This is a genomic window from Micromonospora sp. MP36, assembly GCF_008119785.1.
GTDB lineage: Bacteria > Actinomycetota > Actinomycetes > Mycobacteriales > Micromonosporaceae > Micromonospora.
This window is the reverse complement of record NZ_VSFA01000003.1, coordinates 20,181-42,459: the sequence shown is the minus strand read 5'-3', so window position 1 is coordinate 42,459 and position 22,279 is coordinate 20,181. Positions and strand designations below refer to the sequence as shown.

At 74.4% G+C, this 22,279-nt stretch carries 26 protein-coding genes; 16 read left to right on the top strand and 10 right to left on the bottom strand.

Annotation, left to right across the window (positions count from 1 at the left end):
• Nucleotides 1–336: 336 nt before the first annotated feature.
• Nucleotides 337–840, bottom strand: a complete 504-nt coding sequence (locus FXF52_RS05255; RefSeq protein ID WP_148794112.1) for a hypothetical protein — start codon at nt 838–840, stop codon at nt 337–339.
• 239 nt (nt 841–1,079) lie between these two features.
• Between FXF52_RS05255 and FXF52_RS05250 the strand changes: the two genes are divergently transcribed.
• Together FXF52_RS05250 and FXF52_RS05245 are read left to right on the top strand one after the other, a co-directional pair.
• On the top strand, nt 1,080–1,919 hold the full coding sequence (locus FXF52_RS05250) for a class I SAM-dependent methyltransferase (protein ID WP_148794111.1): 840 nt from the start codon (nt 1,080–1,082) through the stop codon (nt 1,917–1,919).
• A gap of 30 nt (nt 1,920–1,949) precedes the next feature.
• Nucleotides 1,950–2,582 carry a TetR/AcrR family transcriptional regulator gene (locus tag FXF52_RS05245; RefSeq protein ID WP_148794110.1) on the top strand — a complete coding sequence of 211 codons (633 nt, stop codon included), beginning with the start codon at nt 1,950–1,952 and terminating at the stop codon, nt 2,580–2,582.
• A 19-nt stretch (nt 2,583–2,601) separates the two neighbouring features.
• Here FXF52_RS05245 and FXF52_RS05240 read toward each other — a convergent pair whose 3' ends face one another.
• Complete coding sequence (locus tag FXF52_RS05240) at nt 2,602–3,552, bottom strand: TIGR03557 family F420-dependent LLM class oxidoreductase (RefSeq protein ID WP_148794109.1); 951 nt, start codon at nt 3,550–3,552, stop codon at nt 2,602–2,604.
• A gap of 90 nt (nt 3,553–3,642) precedes the next feature.
• Nucleotides 3,643–3,765 (bottom strand): hypothetical protein, encoded by a 123-nt coding sequence (locus tag FXF52_RS42860; protein ID WP_255471749.1) that lies wholly within the window; start codon nt 3,763–3,765, stop codon nt 3,643–3,645.
• A 140-nt stretch (nt 3,766–3,905) separates the two neighbouring features.
• On the opposite strand from FXF52_RS42860, the gene FXF52_RS05235 reads away from it, so the two are divergent.
• Nucleotides 3,906–5,408 carry a glycoside hydrolase family 3 protein gene (locus tag FXF52_RS05235; protein ID WP_148794108.1) on the top strand — a complete coding sequence of 501 codons (1,503 nt, stop codon included), beginning with the start codon at nt 3,906–3,908 and terminating at the stop codon, nt 5,406–5,408.
• A 14-nt stretch (nt 5,409–5,422) separates the two neighbouring features.
• Here FXF52_RS05235 and FXF52_RS05230 read toward each other — a convergent pair whose 3' ends face one another.
• Entirely contained in the window at nt 5,423–5,710 is a 288-nt protein-coding gene (locus FXF52_RS05230) for a GNAT family N-acetyltransferase (RefSeq protein ID WP_148794107.1), read from the bottom strand.
• On the bottom strand, nt 5,707–6,933 hold the full coding sequence (locus FXF52_RS05225; protein WP_148794106.1) for a cysteine desulfurase-like protein: 1,227 nt from the start codon (nt 6,931–6,933) through the stop codon (nt 5,707–5,709). The genes FXF52_RS05230 and FXF52_RS05225 overlap by 4 nt, the downstream gene beginning before the upstream one ends.
• Nucleotides 6,934–7,053: 120 nt before the next feature.
• Between FXF52_RS05225 and FXF52_RS05220 the strand changes: the two genes are divergently transcribed.
• The 7 genes from FXF52_RS05220 to FXF52_RS05190 all read left to right on the top strand — a co-directional run bounded on the left by FXF52_RS05220 (nt 7,054) and on the right by FXF52_RS05190 (nt 11,434).
• Nucleotides 7,054–7,419: a hypothetical protein gene (locus FXF52_RS05220; protein WP_148794105.1), complete on the top strand. Its 366-nt coding sequence runs from the start codon at nt 7,054–7,056 to the stop codon at nt 7,417–7,419.
• Between the two features lie 64 nt (nt 7,420–7,483).
• Nucleotides 7,484–8,305 carry a DUF1206 domain-containing protein gene (locus FXF52_RS05215; RefSeq protein ID WP_148794104.1) on the top strand — a complete coding sequence of 274 codons (822 nt, stop codon included), beginning with the start codon at nt 7,484–7,486 and terminating at the stop codon, nt 8,303–8,305.
• A 76-nt stretch (nt 8,306–8,381) separates the two neighbouring features.
• The gene (locus FXF52_RS05210; RefSeq protein ID WP_148794103.1) at nt 8,382–9,578 is read left to right on the top strand and encodes a mechanosensitive ion channel family protein; all 1,197 of its coding nucleotides are present in this window, start codon (nt 8,382–8,384) and stop codon (nt 9,576–9,578) included.
• Nucleotides 9,579–9,879: 301 nt separating this feature from the next.
• On the top strand, nt 9,880–10,314 hold the full coding sequence (locus tag FXF52_RS05205; RefSeq protein ID WP_148794102.1) for a phage holin family protein: 435 nt from the start codon (nt 9,880–9,882) through the stop codon (nt 10,312–10,314).
• Entirely contained in the window at nt 10,311–10,673 is a 363-nt protein-coding gene (locus tag FXF52_RS05200; RefSeq protein WP_148794101.1) for a DUF3618 domain-containing protein, read from the top strand. The genes FXF52_RS05205 and FXF52_RS05200 overlap by 4 nt, the downstream gene beginning before the upstream one ends.
• Nucleotides 10,670–10,942: a DUF4235 domain-containing protein gene (locus FXF52_RS05195; RefSeq protein ID WP_148794100.1), complete on the top strand. Its 273-nt coding sequence runs from the start codon at nt 10,670–10,672 to the stop codon at nt 10,940–10,942. The genes FXF52_RS05200 and FXF52_RS05195 overlap by 4 nt, the downstream gene beginning before the upstream one ends.
• Nucleotides 10,943–11,230: 288 nt before the next feature.
• Nucleotides 11,231–11,434 carry a cold-shock protein gene (locus FXF52_RS05190; RefSeq protein WP_011905669.1) on the top strand — a complete coding sequence of 68 codons (204 nt, stop codon included), beginning with the start codon at nt 11,231–11,233 and terminating at the stop codon, nt 11,432–11,434.
• A 93-nt stretch (nt 11,435–11,527) separates the two neighbouring features.
• On the opposite strand, the gene FXF52_RS05185 is transcribed toward FXF52_RS05190, so the two are convergent.
• Nucleotides 11,528–11,725, bottom strand: a complete 198-nt coding sequence (locus FXF52_RS05185; protein ID WP_148794099.1) for a hypothetical protein — start codon at nt 11,723–11,725, stop codon at nt 11,528–11,530.
• Nucleotides 11,726–11,816: 91 nt separating this feature from the next.
• Nucleotides 11,817–12,800 carry an aldo/keto reductase gene (locus FXF52_RS05180; protein WP_148794098.1) on the bottom strand — a complete coding sequence of 328 codons (984 nt, stop codon included), beginning with the start codon at nt 12,798–12,800 and terminating at the stop codon, nt 11,817–11,819.
• Nucleotides 12,801–12,885: 85 nt separating this feature from the next.
• On the opposite strand from FXF52_RS05180, the gene FXF52_RS05175 reads away from it, so the two are divergent.
• Together FXF52_RS05175 and FXF52_RS05170 are read left to right on the top strand one after the other, a co-directional pair.
• Complete coding sequence (locus FXF52_RS05175; protein WP_148794097.1) at nt 12,886–13,680, top strand: trans-aconitate 2-methyltransferase; 795 nt, start codon at nt 12,886–12,888, stop codon at nt 13,678–13,680.
• On the top strand, nt 13,677–14,702 hold the full coding sequence (locus FXF52_RS05170; protein WP_148794096.1) for an adenosine deaminase: 1,026 nt from the start codon (nt 13,677–13,679) through the stop codon (nt 14,700–14,702). Before FXF52_RS05175 ends, FXF52_RS05170 begins: the two co-directional genes overlap by 4 nt.
• A gap of 206 nt (nt 14,703–14,908) precedes the next feature.
• On the opposite strand, the gene FXF52_RS05165 is transcribed toward FXF52_RS05170, so the two are convergent.
• Together FXF52_RS05165 and FXF52_RS05160 are read right to left on the bottom strand one after the other, a co-directional pair.
• Nucleotides 14,909–16,297 carry a HAMP domain-containing sensor histidine kinase gene (locus tag FXF52_RS05165; RefSeq protein WP_148794095.1) on the bottom strand — a complete coding sequence of 463 codons (1,389 nt, stop codon included), beginning with the start codon at nt 16,295–16,297 and terminating at the stop codon, nt 14,909–14,911.
• A 29-nt stretch (nt 16,298–16,326) separates the two neighbouring features.
• Nucleotides 16,327–17,016 (bottom strand): response regulator transcription factor, encoded by a 690-nt coding sequence (locus tag FXF52_RS05160; RefSeq protein ID WP_089155714.1) that lies wholly within the window; start codon nt 17,014–17,016, stop codon nt 16,327–16,329.
• 73 nt (nt 17,017–17,089) lie between these two features.
• Between FXF52_RS05160 and FXF52_RS05155 the strand changes: the two genes are divergently transcribed.
• The 3 genes from FXF52_RS05155 to FXF52_RS05145 all read left to right on the top strand — a co-directional run bounded on the left by FXF52_RS05155 (nt 17,090) and on the right by FXF52_RS05145 (nt 20,874).
• Entirely contained in the window at nt 17,090–18,016 is a 927-nt protein-coding gene (locus tag FXF52_RS05155) for an ADP-ribosylglycohydrolase family protein (RefSeq protein ID WP_148794094.1), read from the top strand.
• 155 nt (nt 18,017–18,171) lie between these two features.
• Nucleotides 18,172–20,178 carry a threonine--tRNA ligase gene (thrS, locus tag FXF52_RS05150; RefSeq protein WP_148794093.1) on the top strand — a complete coding sequence of 669 codons (2,007 nt, stop codon included), beginning with the start codon at nt 18,172–18,174 and terminating at the stop codon, nt 20,176–20,178.
• Nucleotides 20,179–20,316: 138 nt separating this feature from the next.
• On the top strand, nt 20,317–20,874 hold the full coding sequence (locus FXF52_RS05145) for an HIT domain-containing protein (protein ID WP_148794092.1): 558 nt from the start codon (nt 20,317–20,319) through the stop codon (nt 20,872–20,874).
• Between the two features lie 151 nt (nt 20,875–21,025).
• Here FXF52_RS05145 and FXF52_RS41490 read toward each other — a convergent pair whose 3' ends face one another.
• On the bottom strand, nt 21,026–21,562 hold the full coding sequence (locus FXF52_RS41490) for a hypothetical protein (protein ID WP_187413331.1): 537 nt from the start codon (nt 21,560–21,562) through the stop codon (nt 21,026–21,028).
• Between the two features lie 80 nt (nt 21,563–21,642).
• On the opposite strand from FXF52_RS41490, the gene FXF52_RS05135 reads away from it, so the two are divergent.
• A complete protein-coding gene (locus tag FXF52_RS05135; RefSeq protein ID WP_148794091.1) occupies nt 21,643–22,275 on the top strand; it encodes a hypothetical protein in 633 nt (210 codons plus the stop codon).
• Nucleotides 22,276–22,279: the final 4 nt, after the last annotated feature.

The following is a 22,279-nucleotide window of genomic DNA, read 5'->3' as shown; positions in this document are numbered from 1 at the left end:
AGGTCCTGGGGGGAGATACGACGGGGCCGGCGTTCGGCATGGCCGTCGAGGGCCGGCGGGGGTTCGCCCGTCCCGCCGGGGTCGCGGAGCACCGGCACCGGGCGGTCGTCCGCGACGAACCTGTCGCGGACGCCACGCCACGGCCCCCCGTTACCAGTGGGCCGCGCCGGTCTCCCGGCCGCCGGCCCGCGATCAGTATGTCCGCTGCGAGTTGACTACGGACGCCCGAGTGTTGACGATGCGTGCCTGTTCGAGGTGTCGCACCCTCGGTACGCCCATCACCTGGATCGGCCGGTTTCCCGGCGACGGGCCGGGGCAGGCGCGGGGCGCCGTGGATCAGTCGTTCAACACCTGCGCCAGCCGGTCCCGGAACCGGCGCTCCGAGTCGCTGACCACCTCGCCGCCGAGGCCCAGCAGGCCGCCGCTGGCGGCCGCGCCCACCACCTGCTCGGCGATCTCCACCAGCCAGTGCCGGTAGGCTCCGGCCTGCCCCTCGTCCACCTTGCCGGCCAGCAGGGCCGACGCCTGCGCGGCCCGGGCGAGCACGTCGTCGATCAACGCCTGCGGGTCGGCGGTCTCGATCATCGGGAGCTCCGCGCCGGTCTCCGGGTCGCCCACGCGGGAGACGACCTCGCCGGCGACGGCGGCCACCAGCGGGCTGGCCGACTCGCGTCCGGCCGCGATGGACTCCAGCCCGGCGGCGTTCTCCGCCATGGTGCGCCGAGAGCCGTCGGACTCGGCCGCGCTCGCCGCGGTGAGGACCGACTGCGGCAGCCCGACCAGCAGCCCCCACTCCTCGTCGGAGAAGCCGAACCCGGTGTACGCCGGCTGCTCGATCACGATCAAGCCCCTTTCGCCGTGGTGGTCGTGTTGTCGACGGGCACGCCTGGCGTGCCCGGGTCAGGCTAGTCCAGCCCTAGCAGGTCCTGTTCGGACACCACGCGCACGGACAACGTTTCATCAGGGGCCGCAGATACCCCCGCCGATCACGGCCGAAACCGGACCGGGTGTTGACGCGCCACCGCGTCGGATTCATGATGAACGTACGTTCATGAACAGTCGTTCATAAGGAGGCCGCGGTGGGGACGATCGTGAACGAGCATCAGGAGCAGGCCTGGAACGGGTACGAGGGACGGCACTGGGCCGCACACCAGGCCCGCTACGACGCCATCAACATCGGCTTCAACGAGCTGCTGCTCGCCGCGGTCCGGCCCGGCGACCGGGTGCTCGACATCGGCTGCGGCAACGGCCAGCTCACCCGGCTCGCCGCCCGGCGATCCGGCACCGGGCACGCGTTCGGCATCGACCTCTCCGCGCCAATGCTGGAGCGGGCCCGGGCTTCGGCGGCCGACGAGGGCGTGGACAACGTGGACTTCGTCCGCGCCGACGCCCAGGTCCACCCGTTCCCGGCCGCCGGGTTCCACGTCGCGCTGAGCCGGTTCGGGGTGATGTTCTTCGCCGACCCGGTCGCCGCGTTCGCCAACGTACGCCGGGCGCTGCGCCCGGGCGGTCGGCTCGCCTTCGTCTGCCTCGACGACGTCCGCCGGGGCGACCTCGGCGCGGTGTTCGGGTCCGCCGCCGCGCATCTGCCGCCGCCGGCCACCGATGGCACCGCCGCGGGTGAGCCGCTCTCCTTCGCCGACCCCGACGTCGTCCGCGGCGTGCTCGCCGACGCCGGCTTCGTCGACGTGGCCTGCGCCCCGCGGCAGGCGGTGGGCCGGTGGGGCCGGGACGCGGCGGACGCGGCCGACTTCCTCGCCGGCTGGGGGCCGATCCAGCACCAGCTCGGTCCCCTCGAACCGGCGGTCACCGAGCGGGTCCGGGCCGCGCTGGCCGAGGCCATGCGCCCGCACGAGGGGCCCGACGGGGTGCACCTGCGCAACGCGGCCTGGCTGGTCACCGCCCGCTGCCCCGACTGACCGCCGGCCGCCGCCCTAGGATCCCGGGTCATGGCACCGAGACGAGCGGCGGCACTGCGCGGCGGCGAGCAGAGCCTGCGGGAGCACCTGGTCGCCGCCGCCCGGGCACTGGTCGCCCGGTGCGGCACCGCGGGGCTGACCGTCCGGGACATCGCCGGGGAGGCCGGGGTCGCCGACGGGGTGCTCTACAACCACTTCGCCGACAAGGAGGAGCTGCTCGCACACGCGTTGCACGCGCACGTGCGGGCGGTCGAGGCGGAGCTGGACGGGGTGCCCCCGCGGCCGGGAGAGGGGACCGTCGCGGCGAACCTGCGCGCGTACCTGGAGCGATCGCTGGCGCTGCACGCAGCGATCCTGCCGGCCTTCGCCGGGCTGACCACCCAGCCGAAGCTGCTGGCCCGCCTCGGCGACCTGCCCACCCCGCTCCACGGCGGGCAGGGCCTGCGGGCGGACCTCGCCGGCTACCTCCGCGCGGAGCAGGGGCTGGGCCGGGTCGCCGCCTCGGCCAGCCCGGAGGCGGTGGCCACGCTGGTCGTCGGGGTCTGCCACGATCTGGTCCTCGGCCGGCTGCTCGACCCGTCCGGCCCGCCGCCGGAGCCCTCGGCCGAGCTGGTCGACGCCCTGGTCGCCACCCTGCTGCACGGCGTCCTGCCCGGCGACTGAGCCTGACGGGCCGGGCCCGTCAGCGCAGCCCGGGCAGCACCTCCCGCTGGTAGAGGTCGAGCAGGCCCTGCCAGTGCGGGCCGGTGTTGGTCACGTAGAGCTCGTCGTAGCCGGCCTTGGCGTAATTGTCGATCATCTCCAGGTGGGCGTCGGCGTCGTTGCCGCAGACGAACGCCTGCTTCATCATCGCCGGCTTGACCAGCTGCGCGGCCTGCTCGAAGTGGCGCGGCGAGGCGAGCACCTGGGACAGCTCGCCGGGCATGGCCTCGTTCGGCCACTTCTCGTACGCGAGCCGAGCGCCCTCGTCCTCGCTCTCGGCGTACGCCGCCTTGAAGCCGGCCTGGCACGGCTTGTCGCCGCCGCCGTTGTCCCGGAACCGCCGGACCAGTTCGGCGTCGGGCTTCGTGCTGATGTAGCCGTCGCCGATCCGGGCGGCCAGGTCGATCGACTTCGGACCGAAGCCGGACAGGTAGACCGGCGGGGGAGTGTCCGGACGCGTGTAGATCCGGGCGTGCTGGACGGTGTAGTGCTCGCCGTAGTGGTTGACGAACCGACCGCGCCACAGCTTGCGCATCACCTCGACCGCTTCCTCCAGCATCTCCAGCCGGAGGTCGATCTGCGGCCAGGGGTCGCCGAGGATGTGCTCGTTGAGCGCCTCGCCGGTGCCGACGCCGAGCACGAACCGGCCGGAGTGCAGCACCGCGCTGGTGGCCGCGGCCTGGGCGATCAGCGCCGGGTGGATCCGCATGATCGGGCAGGTGACCGCGGTGGTCACCGGCAGCGAGCAGACCTGGCTGAGCGCGCCGATCGTCGACCAGACGAAGGAGCTCTGGCCCTGCACGTCGAGCCAGGGGTGGTAGTGGTCGGCGATCCACAGCGCTTCGAAGCCGGCCTGCTCGGCGCCGCGCGCCTGCGCGAGCAGTTCCGCCGGGCCGTACTCCTCGCTGGACAGGAAGTAGCCGATCTTCATCTCTCCCCCTCGCCGGGTGCCGGGCGCACCGTACGGACAACGAGAGCCGTACCCGGGAAGCTGGCGCGCGAACGCCGGGCGTCCCGGCGATCAGCGGCGGAACATCGCCCGGATGGCGAGCAGCAGGAGCAGGCCGCCCACCACCAGGCCGAGCAGGCGTACGCCGGGGATGTCCGCGGCGGTGGTGGCGTCGGCGAGCAGCGCGGGGTGCATGGTCGCACTCTCCCACTCCGGCGCCGGGGAGCGCCAGGCGCTAACAGTAAGGATTGTTGACTATTGCGGGAGGCGATGTGACCATGGCAAGCGCCGCCCGGAGGCGGCGGGCCGTGGGGGAGACGGGGGTACGACAAGGCATGAGCGCGCGCAGCGAGCGAGCGACCGGGGACCTGGCGGGTCTCGCCGCCGCCGTCCTGCAACCAGGGTTCGTCGGCACCACCCCGCCGGCCTGGGTCCGCCGGTGGCTCGGTGCGGGGCTCGGGTCGGTGGTCCTCTTCGCCCGCAACGTCGTCGACCATGACCAGGTCGCCGCCCTGACCGCGGCGCTGCGCGCCGAGCGGCCCGACGTGATCGTCGCGATCGACGAGGAGGCGGGGGACGTCACCCGGATCGAGTCGGCCAGGGGCAGCTCGCGACCCGGCAACTTCGCCCTCGGCGCGGTTGACGACCCGGGCCTGACCGAGGAGGTGGCCCGCGACCTGGGCGCCGAACTGGCCACGGTGGGCGTCAGCCTCAACTACGCGCCGGACGCCGACGTCAACTCCAACCCGGCCAACCCGGTCATCGGGGTCCGCTCGTTCGGCGCCGACCCGGCCCTGGTGGCCCGGCACACCGCCGCCTGGGTACGCGGACTGCAGGCCGGCGGGGTGGCCGCCTGCGCCAAGCACTTCCCCGGCCACGGGGACACCCACGTCGACTCCCACCACGACCTGCCCCGCATCGACGGCGACCGGGCCCGGCTGGACGCGGTCGAGCTGGTCCCGTTCCGGGCCGCGGTGGCCGCCGGGGCGCAGGCGGTGATGACCGGGCACCTGCTGGTGCCGGCGCTGGATCCGCAGCTGCCGGCCACGCTGAGCCCGCGCATCCTCAGCGGGCTGCTCCGCGACGAACTGGGCTTCCAGGGCGTGGTGGTGACCGACGCGGTGGAGATGCGGGCGGTCGCCGACCGGTACGGCTTCGCCGGAGCCGCCGTACGCGCCCTCGCCGCCGGCGCGGACGCCATCTGCGTGGGCGGGGAGCGGGCCACCGAGGCGGCCGCCACGGAGCTGCGCGACGCCATCGTCGCCGCCGTGGTCGCCGGCGAGCTGCCCGAGGAGCGGCTGGCCGAGGCGGCGAAGCGGGTCGGCCAGCTCGCCGCCTGGACGGTCGCCGCCCTCGCCGACCGGCCGTCCGTGGCCCGCGCCGCCGGCGGCTCGGCGATCGGACTGGCCGCCGCCCGCCGGGCGGTGCGCGTGGTCACCGGGGCGGCCGGGGTGCTACCGCTGGCCGGCCCGGCGCACGTGGTGGAGTTCGCCCCGCCCCGCAACATCGCCATCGGCGCGGAGACCCCGTGGGGGATCGCCGCACCCCTGACCGAGCTGGTCGCCGCCACCACCGCCGCCCGGTACGCCGAGGGCGAGACCCCGGCCGACCCGGCCGGCGGGGCGGCCGGACGCCCCCTGGTGCTGGTGGTGCGGGACCTGCACCGGCACGAGTGGATGCGGGCGGCGGTGGACCGGGCGCTGGCGGTCCGCCCCGACGCGGTGGTGGTCGAGCTGGGCGTCCCCGAGCTGGTCACCGGCGCGGTGCACGTGGCCACCCACGGCGCCACCCGGGCGGCCGCGTACGCCGCCGCCGAACTCCTCGCCGGCGCCCGCTGACCGCTCGGCCGGCGTTACGGCTCGGTGACGACCAGGTCGGCGTACTCGGGGTGGCGTTGGATGAACTTGGCCACGAAGCGGCACTGCGGCACCACCCGGTCGCCCCGCTCGCGGAGCTGGTCCAGGGCGCCCCGGACCAGGGCCTCGCCCACGCCCATGCCCCGGTAGCGCTCGTCCACCTCGGTGTGCGTCAGGACCAGCATCCCGCTCCGCGGCTGGTACGCGGTGAACCCGGCCAGTGCGTCGTCGACCAGGATCTCGAAGCGGCGCTTGGCGGGGTCGTCCTCGACCAGGTAGCTCACCCGGTCATTGTCTCCCCGGTGCCGGCCAGCCGGTCGAGTTCGGCCAGCAACCGGTCCACCTCGTCGACCGTGTTGTAGTGGTAGACGCTGGCCCGGACCGCCCCGCCGCTGTCCCGCAGCCCGATGGTCTGGAAGTACTCGTAGGCGTAGTAGTCGCCGGAGGAGAGGCAGACGCCGGCCGCGCCCAGCGCCGCCGCCGTCTCCGCCGGGGTCAGCCCGGCCACCCGGAACGACACGGTGGGGCAGCGCCGGGCCGGGGAGCCGTACACGGTGACCGCCGGCCGCGCGGCCAGCCCGGCGAGCAGCCGCTCGAAGACCGCCTCCTCGTGGGCCTGGGCGGCGGCCAGCCCGGCCCGGACCCGGTCCCGGCGGCTGCCGGCCGCCGTGGCGTCCAGGGTGGCCAGGTGGTCCACGGCGGCGGCCACCCCGGCCAGCAGCGGGAAGCTCGGCGTGCCGTACTCGAACCGTTCCGGGACCGCGTCGGAGGAGGGCACCAGCTTCGCCGGCCGCAGCGCCGCCCACCGCGCCGGGTCGGCGACCATCGCGGCCAGGTGCGGGCCCGACCACTTGTAGGCGCTGGTGACCAGGAAGTCCGCGCCGAGCGAGGTCAGGTCGGTCGGGCCGTGCGGCACCGCGTGGACGCCGTCCACGCAGACCAGCGCGCCGGCCGCGTGCGCGGTCTTGGCGATCGCCGCGACGTCGGGGATGGTGCCGATGGCGTTGCTGCCGGCGGTCACCGCGACCAGCCGGGTGCGCTCGCCCACCAGGTCGGCGTACTGGCCCGCGGGCAGCTCGCCGGTCGCCGGGTCGAACTCGGCCCAGCGCACCGTCGCGCCGGCGGCATCGGCCGCCTGCACCCACGGCCGGACGTTGGCGTCGTGGTCCAGCCGGGAGACCACCACCTCGTCGCCCGGCCGCCAGCCCGCGCCGAGCGTCCGGGCCAGGGTGTACGTCAGCGCCGTGGCGCTCGGCCCGAGCACCACGCCCTCCGGCTGCGCGCCGGTCAGGTCCGCCACCGCCGCGCGGGCGGCGGCGACCAGCTCCAGCGACCGCCGGCCGGGCACGAAGGCGGTGCTCCGGTTGCCCGTCGCGGCCCCCATCGCGGCGGCGACCGCGTCGATCACCGGCCGGGCGGTCTGGGTGCCGCCGGCACCGTCGAAGTGGGCGAAGCCCTCGGTCAGCGCGGGGTAGGCGGCCCGGACCCGGGCGATGTCGAACGGCATGCTCGGGACCCTAGCGTGCGCGGAACGGCCGCTTGGCGACGCCTGGTGGGGTGAAGGCTCCCCTCCTTTGCACCGCACGCGTGGGTGGTCGCGTGGTGGTCGTCTCGTACCCTTGGCCGGGTGACGAACCGACACGTTTCCCCCGCACTGACCCCCGTCCGTCGCGGCGCCGGCCTGCTGGCCGGCCTCGCACTCGGCGTCGCGCTGCTGGCCGGTTGCAGCTCGGAGGGCGCCTCCACCGACTGTGGGCTGGACGCCTGCACGGTCACCTTCGACCGGGGCGTCGAGGCCAGCGCCAACATCCTCGGCGTCGAGGCGAAGCTGGTCGGCGCCCAGGGTGACCAGGTGACGGTCGAGGTGGCCGGAGAACAGCTCTCGCTCACCGTCGGGCAGCAGGCCACCGAGGTCGGCGGCTTCCAGGTGAGCCTGGACAGCCTCACCGACGAGCAGGCCGTCGTCCGGGTGGCCCGCAACCCCAACGGCTGACCAAGCGGCCACGGGCGGCGGCGGCCGACGTTTGACGACCATGGCGGCGGGAGATTGTGCCGCCATGTCACTCACCCGGAACGCCGGAGCCGCCGTCGCCCACGCCGCCAACAGCCGGTGGCTCGAACTGTTGACCCGGGCCGGATTCGTCGGCTACGGGATCCTGCACCTGCTCTTCGCCTGGCTGGCGCTCCAGATCGCCTTCGGCCGCTCCGGGGAGGAGGGCAACCAGAACGGCGCCCTGCGTACCCTGGGCGCCCAGCCGCTCGGCAAGTTCCTGCTGGTGGCGATCGCGATCGGCCTGTTCGCCATGGCGACCTGGCAGGCGTTCGAGGCGACCATCGGCCACCGGGGCCGGCGCGGCCGGGAGCGGCTCTTCGAGCGGGTCGCCTCCGTGCTGCGCACCGTCGTCTTCGTCTGGCTGGCCTGGACCGCCGTCAAGGTCTTCGAGGACGCGAGCGCCAACGCCGCCGACCAGCAGCAGGCGCTCACCGCGAAGCTGATGGCCGGCGCCGGCGGCCGGTGGCTGGTCGGCCTGGCCGGCCTGGCGCTCGCCGCCGTCGGGATCGGCATGATCGGGTACGGCCTGAAGAAGAAGTTCGAGCGGAACCTCAAGATCGGGCAGATGACCCCGAAAGCACGTATCGTGGCCCGCCGCCTCGGCATGGCCGGGTACGCCGCCCGGGGCGCCGTCTTCGCCATCGCCGGCCTGCTGATCGTCGTGGCCGCGATGAAGTACGACCCGGCGAAGGCCCGCGGCCTCGACGCCGCCCTGCGCACCCTGCGCGACCAGTCGTACGGGCCGGTGCTGCTGGCGCTCGCCGCGCTCGGCATCGCCGGCTTCGGCATCTACTGCTTCCTCCAGTCGCGGTACCGCCGGGTCTGATCCTGGTCGATACCTGGACTGTCGGGCATTATGGGCCCTTTGTCCGAGCCTGCCCGGCGGGAGGGAGAGAGATTTCGTGCAGAGCTATGTCGAAACGGCCGTCGCCACGCTCGCCGCGGCGGCGGTCGCTCTGCTGCTGGTCGAGGTGGTGCACCGGGCGGCCCGCCGGCTGGGCCGGCGTTCGGTGCTGATGACCGAGCTGACCGAGCACGCGCACCGCCCGTTCCAGGTGGCCGCGACCGCGCTCGCCGTGCAGCTCGCCGTCCGCTTCAGCACCCTGTACGCGGTCGGCAGCCCGTGGCGCCAGACCGTCCTGCACGCCCTCGTGCTGGCCCTCATCGCCGCCACGGCCTGGCTGGTCGCCTCGCTGCTGGTGGTGGTCGAGGACACCGCGCTGGCCCGGTTCCGGGTGGACGTGCCGAACAACCGGCACGCCCGCCGGGTACGGACCCAGGTGGTGATGCTCCGCCGACTCACCATCGCGGTGATCGTCATCCTGGCCGTGGGCGTGCTGCTGATGACCTTCCCCGGGGTGCGCGGCATCGGCGCCGGCGTGCTGACCTCCGCCGGCGTGGTGGCCGCGGTCGCCGCGCTGGCCGCCCAGAGCCTGCTGGGCAACGTCTTCGCCGGTCTCCAGCTCGCCTTCAGCGACGCGGTCCGCCTCGACGACGTGGTGGTGGTCGAGGGGGAGTGGGGCCGGATCGAGGAGCTGACCCTCAGCTACGTGGTGGTGCAGATCTGGGACGACCGGCGGCTGATCCTGCCCACCTCCTACTTCACCCGCACCCCGTTCCAGAACTGGACCCGCACCGAGGCGGCGGTGCTCGGCACCGCCGAGTTCGACCTGGACTGGGGGATCCCGGTCCAGGCGATGCGGGAGGAGCTGCGCCGGCTCTGCGAGAGCACCGAGCTGTGGGACGGCCGGGTCTGCGTACTCCAGGTGACCGACGCCACCGGCGGCATGGTGAAGGTCCGGGCCCTGGTCAGCGCCGCCGACGCCGGCAGCCTGTGGGACCTGCGCTGCCTGGTCCGCGAGCACCTGGTGGCCTGGGTACGCGACCAGCGGCCGGCCGCGCTGCCCCGGCTGCGCACCGAGGTGGGCGACGCCGCCGGCGCGCTGCCCTGGCAGGCGGTGCGGTCCCCGCGTCCGGCCCGCCGCCCGCCGGAGACCGAGGTGCCCGACGACGCGCGAGTCTTCGGCGGCAGCGACGACGGCGAGGCCCGCAGCGAGGTCTTCGTCGGCCCGGAGGAGCCCGCCGAGGCCCGCAGCTGACCCGGCCCGCCCCCGGAGCCCCCGGCCGCCCCGGCGCCGGGGGCTCCCGCGCGTGCGGCGGTGCCCACGGGCGCCGGAGCCTACCCGCGCCACGTGCCGCCGTCGCCTTGTCACGAGACCTTCCGCCCGGTGCGTTTGTTCCGCCCGTTTCGGGGGACCCGCCGCGCACGCCCCGGCTCGGGTCCACCATCCGGTGGCCCGGCGTCCGGTGGCGCGCGGCCGGGCCGACCGGCCGTCCCGCGCAGGATTGACGGGCGGCGAATCCGGGCATACAGCGCGGTGATGAGGAAAGGAGGACAGCATGGCTGACGTCGCGAGCCGCAGCACGTCCCGGACCGGGAGCGAGCCGTCCACCGCGGAGCTCATCCAGCGGGCCACCGAGCAGGTCTCCCGCCTGGTCCGGGACGAGCTGGCGCTGGCCCGGGTGGAACTGACCCGCAAGGGCAAGCACGCCGGTATCGGGATCGGTCTGTTCGGCGGCGGCGGGGTGATGGCCCTCTACGGCGCCGGGGCGCTGGTCGCCACGGTGATCCTGGCGCTGGCGCTGGTCCTGCCCGCGTGGCTGGCGGCCCTGATCGTCGCGGTGGCGCTCTTCCTGCTCGCCGGGATCCTCGCCCTGATCGGCAAGACGCAGGTCAGCCGTGCCGTCCCACCGGTGCCCCAGGCGACCGTCCGCAGTGTCCGGGCGGACGTCGACACGGTCGCCGCGGCGGTGAAGGACGGGAGACGGGGATGACCGGCAACGGACGCGGCGACGTGGAGGCGCTCCGCGAGGAGATCCGCCGCACCCGGGTGGAGTTGGGTGAGACGATGGAGCTGCTGGCCGCCCGGGCCGACGTGAAGGCCCGGCTGCGGGAGTCGGCCGAGCAGGCGAAGGGGCGGATGCGTGAGCAGGCCGCCCATGCCATGGCCCGGGTGCGCGGGCAGGCGACGGCGAAGTCCCGGTTCGCCCGGGAGCAGGCGGCCGGGAAGGCGCGGCTCGCCCGGGCTCGGACGACGGGGAAGGGCCGCGCGGTGGTGCCGTGGGCGGCCGTCGCGGCCGGCGCGGTGGCGACCGTGGTGGTGCTGCTGATCGTCCGCGGGAGGCGTAGGTGAGCAACAGGATCGGCAAGGCGGCGTACAAGCCCGTCGGGGTGCTGCTCGGGCTGGCCGCCGGCACGGTCGCCGGGGTCATCTTCCGGCAGGTCTGGCGGATCACGGCGGGCGACGGCGAGGCGCCGAGCGCCACCGACGAGGACCGGCGCTGGGGCGAGATCCTGGCCGCCGCGGCGTTGCAGGGGGCGATCTTCGCGGTCGTCCGGGCCGCCGTGGACCGGGGCGGGGCGGTCGGCGTACGGCGGCTCACCGGCCACTGGCCCGACTGACCAGTTACGCACGGCAGACCCCCTTTCCGCCAGCGCGGGAAGGGGGCCTTTCGCACGGCCCGCACAGCCCGGCCAGTGGAGCGGCCGCAACCGTCAGGTCACATGTCGGAGAATTTCGTCGGGTAGGCTGTGCAGAGTTTTTGCGTACGTGGTTTGCTGTCTCACGCTGTTGAGAGACGCGTGGGTTGAGAGAAGTCTCCTTCCGGGGGCCGCCTCAGGCGCCGCTGCTCGAAAACGGCCAACCGGCCGCACGGCGTGCTCGGCCGCCAGTTTTAGAAGGAGATACACATGGCGCAGGGAACCGTGAAGTGGTTCAACGCTGACAAGGGCTTCGGCTTCATCACCGTCGACGGCGGGGGTGCTGACGTGTTCGTCCACTTCTCGGCCATCCAGACCAGCGGCTACCGCACGCTGGAGGAGAACCAGCGGGTGGAGTTCGAGATCGCCCAGGGTCAGAAGGGTCCGCAGGCCGAGCAGGTCCGCCCCCTCTGAGCGTGGATCTGCCGGCCGCGCCGGCCGGCAGATCAAAGCCCCGCTTCCCGTCTCGGGACGCGGGGCTTTCCGCGTTCCTGGCCCGGGCGTGGATCAGGTACGCCGGCGCCGTGCCCGCAACCCGAACCAGAGCGCGACGAGTCCGATCAGGACGACGATCGGGCCGATGACCACCCAGATCCGTTCGCCGGTCATCACGCTGCCGTCCACGTAGCCCAGTCCCTGCAGCGTCCAGACCGCGCCCAGCACGACGGCCAGCAGCCCCACGGTGAGCCGGAACCAACCCCTCATCGTTCCCCCTCCGACGACGCCCGCCCGACTCCAGCATGCCCGCCGATGCCGGGACCCGGCGACGCCGCGCCGACGCCCCGGCGGGCCGGGCTCACCACCGCTCGTGCACCCGCGGCCGGATCAGCTCGTCGTAGGTCTCGCGGACGGCGGCCAGCTCCGCCGCGCCGAGCGGCGGCAGGTCGGCCGCGGCGGCGTTGCGCCGGGCCTGCTCGGCATTGCGCGCGCCGGGGATGACCACGGTGACGCCGGGCTGGTCGAGGATCCAGCGGAGCGCGAACTGAGCCATCGTCCGGTCGGCGCCGACCAGCGGCGCGAGCCGGCGTACGGCGGCCAGGCCGAGGTCGTAGTCCACCCCGGAGAAGGTCTCGCCGACGTCGAACGACTCGCCGTGCCGGTTGAAGGTGCGGTGGTCGTTCGCGGGGAAGGTGGTGTGCTCGTCGTACCGCCCGGAGAGCAGGCCGCTGGCCAGCGGCACCCGGGCGATGATGCCGACCCCGGCCGCCGCGGCGGCGGGCAGCACCCGCTCCAGGGGCTTGTGCCGCACCGCGTTGAGGATGATCTGCACACTCGCCACGCCGGGGCGGGCGATGGCGGTGAGCGCCTGGTCGCAGGTCTCGACGCTGACCCCGTACCCGGCGACGCGCTGCTCGGCGACCAGGGTGTCCAGCGCGTCGAAGACCCGGTCGTCGGCGAAGACCGCGCTGGGCGGGCAGTGCAGCTGCACCAGGTCGAGGGTGTCCACCCCGAGGTTGGCGCGGGAGCGGTCGGTCCAGGCCCGGAAGTTGTCCAGGGTGTACGCCTCCGGGGTCTGCGGCACCCGCCGGCCCATCTTGGTGGCCACGGTCAGCCCGTGCCCGGGGTGCTCGCGCAGGAACCGGCCGATCCGCTGCTCGCTGCGGCCGTCGCCGTACACGTCGGCGGTGTCCAGGAAGGTGACCCCGGCGGCCACGGCGGCGGCGAGCACCTCCAACGCCGCGTCCTCGCTGACCTCACCCCAGTCGGCGCCGAGCTGCCAGGCGCCGAGTCCGGCGATGCCCACCTGCCGGCCGAGCCGGGCGAAGCTGCGCTGTTCCACCCGGGAAAGCCTAGTGAGCGGCTTGTCGAGCCGCGCGGCGGGCCGTACTCTCCAACAAGACGTACGTACGGTTTGGAGAACTGTCATGTGGGACCCGAGCACCTACCTGCGCTACGGCGACGAGCGTTCCCGCCCCTTCCACGACCTGGTCGCCCGGGTCCCGGCCACGCGTCCCCGGGCCGTGGTCGACCTCGGCTGCGGCCCCGGCCTCCTCACCGCCACCCTGGCGGAACGCTGGCCGCAGGCCCGGGTGAGCGGGATCGACTCCTCCCCGGAGATGATCGACCGGGCGGGCGCGCTCGACGCCCCGGTCTCGTTCGCCGTCGGCGACGTCCGGTCCTGGCGTCCCGCGCCGGACGTGGATGTGGTGGTCTGCAACGCGGTGCTCCAGTGGGTGCCCGGCCACCAGGAGCTGCTCGCCCGCTGGGCCGCCGAGCTGCCGTCCGGGGCGTGGCTGGCCTTCCAGGTGCCCGGCAACTTCGCCGCCCCGTCGCACCGCGCGCTGCGCGAGGTGGCCGGCCGGGACCGGTGGCGGGACACGCTCGCCCCGCTGCTGCGCGAGGCGCCCGTGGACGACCCGGTCGACTACGCCGCGCTGCTGGCCGGTGCCGGCTGCGCGGTCGACGCCTGGGAAACTACCTACGTGCACCTGCTTCCGGCCGTCCCGGACGCGGACCACCCGGTGTTGAGCTGGATGGAGGGGACGGCGCTGCGCCCGGTCCGGGCCGCGCTCGATCCCGCCGGCTGGGCCGACTTCCGCGCCGAGCTGGGGGTACGGCTCGCCGAGGCGTACCCGGTGCGGCAGGGTCAGGTGTACTTCCCGTTCCGCCGGATCTTCGTGGTCGCCCATACCGGCGTCCGCGCCGAGGAGAACCTGTGACCGACCTGCCCACGTTCATCGCCGGACTGCCCAAGGTGGAGCTGCACGTGCACCACGTCGGCTCCGCCTCGCCCCGGATCGTCGCCGAGCTGGCCGCCCGGCACGAGGGGCGCAGCCCGGTCCCGGCCGACCCGGAGCTGCTCGCCGACTACTTCGCCTTCCGCGACTTCGCCCACTTCATCGAGGTCTACCTCAGCGTCGTGGACCTGATCCGCGACCCCGAGGACGTCTGGCTCCTGACCCACGAGGTGGCCCGGGAACTGGCCCGGCAGCAGGTCCGGTACGCCGAGCTGACCGTCACGCCGTACTCGCACGTGCGCCGGGGGATCCCGGCGCAGGCGTTCTGCGAGGCGATCGAGGACGCCCGCAAGCGGGCCGAGGTGGACTTCGGCATCGCGCTGCGCTGGTGCTTCGACATCCCCGGCGAGGCCGGGCTGCCGGCCGCCGAGGAGACCCTGCGGATCGCGCTGGAGGAGCGGCCGGACGGGTTGATCAGCTTCGGCCTGGGCGGCCCCGAGATCGGGGTGCCGCGGCCGCAGTTCAAGCCGTACTTCGACCAGGCCCGGGCGGCCGGGCTGCGTTCGGTGCCGCACGCCGGCGAGACCACCGGCCCGGAGACCGTCTGGGACGCGCTGCGGGAGCTGGGCGCGGAGCGGATCGGCCACGGCGTCTCCGCCGTGCTCGACCCGGAACTGCTCACCCACCTGGCCGAGCGGCGGATCCCGCTGGAGGTGTGCCCGACCTCCAACGTCCGCACCCGGGCGGTGGCGAGCCTCGACGAGCACCCGCTGCCGCAGCTCGTCGAGGCCGGGGTGCTGGTCACCGTCAACTCCGACGACCCGCCGATGTTCGGCACCACCCTCAACGACGAGTACGCGGTCGCCGCCCGGCTGCTGCACCTCGGCCCGGACGGGCTCGCCGCGCTGGCCCGCGCCGCGGTCACCGCCTCGTTCCTGGAGCCGGCCGAGCAGGCCCGGATCGGCGGCGAGATCGACGCGTACCTGGCGGCCGCGACGCGCTAGGCCCTGGGGAGTGGCGCGCGACGGGAGTTGGTGTGGGGGACCGGACTCCCGCCGCGCGCACGGCCCCACCGGCCGGATGGTGTGACGGGGCGTCCCGGCCGACGGGACTGATGGGTTCGGTCTCCGATCCTGGCAGCACCGGAGGGTGGTTCGACCATCGTTAATCCACACCTAAGGAAGACTTGCGCCGGGCCACAACCAGCGCCTCAGCGCGGGCGGGGCCAGCGCCGGCGGGTCTTCTGCTCCCGGGCGTCCCGCGCCATCCGTCCCACCAGGCCGAACCGGTTGACCGGCCGGGGCGTCGCCTCCGGGTCGGCCAGCAGCATCACCACGCTGGCCCCGCCGAGCCGGGCCCGGTCGATGCTGACCGACCCGTTGGCCTGCAGCGCGACCCGCTTGGCGATGTCCAGCCCCAGCCCGGTGGAGCCCTGGTCGCTAGCGCCCCGGCGCAGCGCCCGGTCCGGGTTGGCGATGCCCGGGCCGGCGTCGTCGATGCGGATCGCCACCCACCCGTCCCGCCGGCTGACCGCCACCTCGAAGGCGGTGCCCTGCGGGGTGTAGCGGAAGACGTTGCCGATCACCGCGTCGAGCGCGGCGGCCAGCTCAGCCCGGGCCACCGGGGCGGGGATGCGCAGCTGCGCCCCGACCACGCGATGCGGCCGGTTCTGGTCGCCGGCCAGCGCCGACCAGAAGATCATCCGGTCCCGGACCACCTCGCTGACGTCGCAGGCGGCCGGCCCGGCCTCCTGGCTGACCGCCTTCCGGGTCGTCTTGATCAGCTGGTCGACCTCGCCCTCCAGCGTGACGATGGCCTGGCGGATCCGCCGGATGCCCCGGCGGCGGTCCAGCTCCGCCGCGCTGAACGTCCCGATGCTGGTGTCGTCGGACTCCAGCGCCTCGGCGTCGAGTCGCAGCGCGGTCAGCGGGGTACGCAGCCGGTGGGAGAGGTCCGCGACGAGTTCGCGCTCGTCGGCGCGGAGCGCGACCAGGCGCTCCGCCATCCGGTTGAACGCGTGCCCGGCCTCGGCCAGCTCCCGCGGGCCGGACGGTTCGACGCGTACCCCGACGTCGCCGTCGCCGACCGCGATCGCCGCCTTGACCAGTTGGCCGGTGGCGTCCACCGCGCGGGCGGCCACCCGGTCGACCACGATCACGGCGGCCCCGACCAGCGCCGCCGCCACCGCGAGCAGCAGCAGCCACCGCCGGCCGGAGCCCGCGTCGAGCACCGCCTCGGGGACGAAGACCTCCACCACGGCGACCTGGTCGCCGAGCACCACCGGGTCCAGCCGCAGCACGCCGCCGGGCACGTCGGTGACCGTCGAGCGGCGCTCGGCACCGGCCCGGGCCAGCGCCGCCGCATCCGCCCGGCCGCCGGACTCGTCGCCCCCGATCCCGTGTACGACCGGCCGCGGCGTCCGGTCGTCGCCGGCGGCCGCCACCGCCCGCCGGATCACCTCAGGCTCGGTGCTGACCGCGAGCGCGCCGGTGACCAGGGCACTGCGCCGGGCCGCGTCGGCCAGCTTCGCGTCGCGTGCCTGGTCGCCGAGGGTGATCCCGAGCGGAATGAGGAAGGCGAGCGCGACGAGGCTGCACATGCCGGCCGTGAGCCAGGCCAGCGTCGGCCTCAGTCCGGCGCCACCAGCCGGAAGCCGACCCCCCGCACGGTGCGCAGGTAGCGCGGCTTCGCCGCGGACTCGCCCATTTTGCGGCGCAGCCAGTAAAGGTGAACGTCGATGGTCTGGTCCTCGCCGACCGAGGGCTGCCGCCATACCTCCTCCAAGAGTTCGCGCCGGGACACCACCCGGCCGGGGCGCGCGGCAAGATACGCCAGCAGGTCGAACTCCTTGCGGGTCAGGGCCAGCGGCTCCCCGTCCAGCACGGCGCTGCGCTCGCCGACATCCACCCGCAGGCCGCCCACCGTGTGCACCGCCGGCTGCACCGTGCGGCTGGCCCGGCCCGCCCGGCGCAGCACGGTGGTGATCCGGGCGTCCAGGTGGGCGCCGGTGAACGGCTTGACCATGTAGTCGTCGGCGCCCGCCCGCAGCAGGCGCACCACGGACTGCTCGTCGTCCCGGGCGGTGGCGATGATGATCGGCACGTCGGTGATCCCGCGCAGCATCCGCAGCGCGTCCGAGCCGTCGAGATCGGGCAGGCCCAGATCGAGCACCACCAGGTCGGGCGTCTCGGCGGCGACCCGGCGCAGCGCGTCCAGCGCCGTGCCGACGGCGTGCACGGCGTGCCCCCGGTCGGTGAGGGACCGCAGCATCGCGCCGCGCACGACGTGATCGTCTTCGACCAGGAGGACGGTTGCCACGTCAGCACCGTACTCGGCGTGGCAAGTTGATCGCGTTGCGGCGTTCCGGGGAACCGGGCAAGCTGGGACGACGATGACGTTCACCCTCTTCCCCGACACCCGCCTGGCGCTCGCCCGCGACGCTCTCGCCGGCCTGTCGGTCGGCGACGCCCTCGGCGCGCTGTACTTCGTCCCCGGCCGGCCGACCGCGCCCTGGCGCGATGACCTGGCGCCCGGCCCGTGGGCATGGAGTGACGACACCGAGATGGCGTGCTCGGTGGTGACCGTCCTGACCGAGTCCGGGGAGATCGACCGAGACAGCCTGGCCAGCGCCTTCGCCGACCGCTACGACCCCGCCCGTCGCTACGGGGCGGGTGCGGTCGAGCTGCTGGAGCTGATCCGCGCCGGCACCCCCTGGCCGGTGGCCGCCGCGTCCGCCTTCGACGGGCAGGGCTCCTGCGGCAACGGCGCCGCCATGCGGGTCGCGCCGCTCGGCGCCTGGTACGCCGACTCGATCCGCCGGGCCGCCGACCAGGCCCACGCCTCGGCCGAGGTGACCCACGCCCACCCGGAGGGGATCGCCGGGGCGGTCGCCGTCGCGGTGGCCGCCTCGCTCGCCGCCCGGGCCCGGCTCGACGGGGACCGACCCGCCCCGGCCCGGCTGCTCGGCGCGGTGGCCGGCGCCCTGGACCCGGCCGGCGAGGTGCACCGGGGCGTACGCCGGGCCGTCGCGCTGCTCGGCCACCCGGCCGCCGCGGTCGTCGACGCGCTCGGCAACGGCTCCCGGGTCACCGCGCAGGACACCGTCCCGTTCACTCTCTGGGTCGCCGCCACCCACCTCGGCGACTACCCGGCCGCGATCAGGGCCTGCGTCGAGGCCGGCGGCGACGTGGACACCACGGCGGCCATCGTCGGCGGGGTGGTCGCCGCGTACACCGGGGTCGGCACGCCGGGCGGCGTACCGGACGGCTGGCTCGCCGCCCGCGAGCCGCTGCCCGACTGGCTCCCCGCCCACGCCTGACCCCCGCCCAGCCCGGCGAGCAGTCCACCGCCGAGCAGCACGTCCGGCCACGGATCGGGACAGTCCGGCGTCGCCGACGGTGCGGAAAGGTCGACCGATAGCATCGCAGGGGCCGGTACCCGGCGCATTCGAACCCATCGACGACAGGAGTCACCGTGTCCGCACCCCGTACCCCCGTCGTGGCCGACCCTGTCGTCGTCGCCGCCGGGACGACGGCGGCCGACGCGGTGGCCGCAGCCGGCCTGCCCACCACCGGCCCGAAGGCGATCGTGGTGGTCCGCGACCCGGCGGGCGTGCTGCGCGACCTGGACTGGAAGCCGGCGGAGGAGACCGCCGTCGAGCCGGTGAGCATCGACTCGCCGGACGGGCTGAACGTGCTGCGCCACTCGACCGCGCACGTGCTCGCCCAGGCGGTGCAGGACGTCTTCCCGGAGGCCAAGCTCGGCATCGGCCCGCCCATCGAGAACGGCTTCTACTACGACTTCCAGGTCGACAAGCCGTTCCAGCCGGACGACCTGGCCAAGCTCGAGAAGCGGATGCAGGAGATCGTCAAGTCCGGCCAGCGGTTCCGCCGGCGCCGGTTCCACAGCCTGGACGAGGCGCGGGCCGAGCTGGCCAGCGAGCCGTTCAAGCTGGAGCTGATCGACGTCAAGGGGGAGGGCCTCGACTCCTCGCAGGTGATGGAGGTGGGCGGCGGCGAGCTGACCATCTACGACAACCTTGCCGCCACCGAGGACAAGGTCTGCTGGTCGGACCTGTGCCGCGGCCCGCACCTGCCGAACACCCGGCTGATCGGCGCGTTCAAGCTGATGCGCTCGGCCGCCGCGTACTGGCGGGGCTCGGAGAAGAACCCGCAGCTGCAGCGGGTGTACGGCACCGCGTGGCCGACCCGGGACGAGCTGAAGGCGTACCTGAAGCTGCTGGAGGAGGCCGCCCGACGCGACCACCGCAAGCTCGGCGCGGACCTGGACCTGTTCAGCTTCCCCGACGAGATCGGCTCCGGCCTGGCGGTCTTCCACCCCAAGGGCGGCATCATCCGCCGGGAGATGGAGAACTACTCGCGGCGCCGGCACGAGGCCGCGGGGTACGAGTTCGTCAACTCCCCGCACATCACCAAGGCGCAGCTCTTCGAGACCTCCGGTCATCTGCCCTACTACGCCGACACGATGTTCCCGCCCATGCAGCTGGAGGGCGCGGACTACTACCTCAAGGCCATGAACTGCCCGATGCACAACCTGATCTTCCGGGCGCGCGGGCGGTCGTACCGGGAGCTGCCGCTGCGGCTCTTCGAGTTCGGCACGGTCTACCGGTACGAGAAGTCCGGCGTGGTGCACGGCCTCACCCGGGTACGCGGCCTGACCCAGGACGACTCGCACATCTACTGCACCCGGGAGCAGATGCCGGGTGAGCTGACCACCCTGCTCACCTTCGTGCTCGACCTGCTGCGCGACTACGGCCTGGACGACTTCTACCTGGAGCTGTCCACCCGGGACGACTCGCCGAAGTTCATCGGCAGCGACGAGGACTGGGCGGAGGCGACCGAGGCGCTGCGCAGTGCCGCCGAGGCGTCCGGCCTGGACCTGGTGCCGGACCCGGGCGGCGCGGCGTTCTACGGCCCGAAGATTTCGGTGCAGGCCAAGGACGCGATCGGCCGGACCTGGCAGATGTCCACCATCCAGGTCGACTTCAACCAGCCGGCACGGTTCGGGCTGGAGTACCAGGCGGCGGACGGCAGCCGGCAGCAGCCGGTGATGATCCACCGGGCGCTCTTCGGCTCGATCGAGCGCTTCTTCGGAGTGCTCACCGAGCACTACGCGGGCGCCTTCCCGGCCTGGCTGGCCCCGGTGCAGGTGATCGGCATCCCGATCCGCGAGGAGCACACCGACTACCTGCACGGCTTCGTCGCCGCGCTGCGGGCCGAGGGGATCCGCGCCCAGGTGGACACCGGCACCGACCGGATGCAGAAGAAGATCCGCAACGCCCAGCAGCAGAAGATCCCGTTCATGGTGATCGCCGGTGACGACGACGTGGCCGCCGGCACGGTCTCCTTCCGCTACCGCGACGGGTCGCAGCGCAACGGCGTGCCGATGGCCGAGGCGGTCACCCACGTGCTGGACGTGGTCAACTCCCGCACCAACTCCGGCCCGTCGGCGGAGAGCTGACCGGCGCCGTCCACGTGCCACGAGCGGCGGTGTCCCCGGCCGGGACGCCGCCGTTCGCCGCATCCGGTGCCGGGCACGACATCGACCGCGACCAGGCACCCCCGGCTGATCAGGTGCGGTGACCGTAGGATCGGCGCTGTGACTGGGGCGGATCGGCACTTCGAGAACGGCACCGACAACGGTCTGGCGGACGGCCTGGACCGGCTCTGGACGCCGCACCGGATGACCTACATCTCGGGGGAGGACCGACCCGCGGGCGGCTACGAGAAGCCCGCCGGCTGCCCGTTCTGCCGGGCCCCCGGCCTGCCCCCGGACGAGAGCCTGGTCGTCGCCCGGGGCGAGCACGTCTTCGCGGTGCTCAACCTCTACCCCTACAACCCGGGGCACCTACTGGTCTGCCCCTACCGGCACGTGGCCGACTACACCGAGCTCGACGCGCCGGAGACCGCCGAGCTGGCGGCGTTCACCAAGGACGCCATGCGGGTGATCCGCCACGTCTCCAACGCACACGGCTTCAACCTGGGCATGAACCAGGGCGGGGTGGCCGGCGCCGGCATCGCCGCGCACCTGCACCAGCACGTGGTGCCGCGCTGGGGCGGGGACGCCAACTTCATGCCGGTGATCGGCCGGACGAAGGTGCTACCCCAACTGCTCGCCAACACCCGCGACCTGCTCGCCAAGGCCTGGCCCGCCTGATCCTGAGCGGTGGCCCCGCCGTCAGGCGTGGATGCGCCGGGTGCGGGCGCGCCCAGGACTTGGTGAACCCGAGCCCGCCGCGGCGGCGCCAGCGCCGGCCAGCCTGCGGCGAGCAGCCCGTCCGGCCCGGTCCGGCAGGGTGCGGCGGTGGTCAGCGCGTCCGGCCGCGGAGCCGGGCCACCCGCCGACGTGGGCCGGTGGCGGTCGGCCGGTCCGCCTCGGCCTGGTCGCCGGCCGCCTCGGCGCGGACGGCGAGCTGGCGCAGCCGCCGCTCCACCACCCGGTCGCCGTGCCCGGCGATCCAGACGCAGACCGCGGCCAGCGGCAGCTCGACCAGCGCGGCCAGCAGCACCGACACGGTCAGGTCCGGCCCGCCGGGGGTGGTGACGACATCGAACCAGGCGTCCACCACCAGCATGGTCGCGGTGGCGCTGGCCGCCAGCCCCACCTGCCGGTGCCCCCGGTACGCCTGCACCGCGGTCAACCCCAACATCGCCACCAGCCCCAGGTCGAAGCCCACCCAGGCGGCCCGGTAGTGCACGGTCACGACATGCCGGGGAAGGGTCAGCGCCAGGTAGCCGATCCAGGGCAGGGTGAGCAGCGCCAGCACCCCGAAGGTGGGCGCCACCCAGCGGGGCGCCGGTCGTACCTCCGTCGCCCGGTGGACCTGTTCGGCCGCCGTGCCCATCGTTCCTCCAGGCTGCGGTAGTGCGTGGCCGCCAAGGTCGGCCAACTCCGGCGCGCCCTCCCGACAGTACGATCTCGCCCATGGCTCTGCTGCACCGCGCGGAACTGCGCCCCACCAAGCTTGACCTGCTCGCCGCCTGGTTGCCCACTCGCTCGTGGTTCGCCGGGACGGCCGGCCCCGACGTCACCCGTGTGGGCACCTTCCGCTTCGACGACCCGGCCGGCGAGGTCGGGATCGAGACCCTGCTCGTCCGGGCCGGGAACGGGCCGGTCCTGCAGGTGCCGCTCACCTACCGGGGCGCGCCGCTGGCCGACGCCGACCAGTGGCTGGTCGGCACCACCGAGCACTCCGTGCTGGGCCCCCGCTGGGTGTACGACGCCTGCGCCGACCCGGTCTACCCACCCGCCCTGGCGGCCGCCGTCCTGGCCGGCGCCGGGCAGGCGGAGGAGTACTTCGAGGTGGACGGGCGGCGGGAGGTCCGTCCGCCCACCATGACGGTGACCGGCGGCCGGGCCGGCGGGATGGCGCCGCCGGTGGTCGGCGTGCCCCGGGAGGTGGTCGACGGCGACCCCACGCTGATCCGGACCGACCCGGTCGACCTGGCCGTGGTCCGGCGGCCGGTCCCCGGCGACGCCCCCGCCGCGGCGTGCCTGACCGGCACCTGGCCGGGGCAGGCGACCCCGCTCGTGCTGGCGTACGCGGTGCCCCGCTAACCGC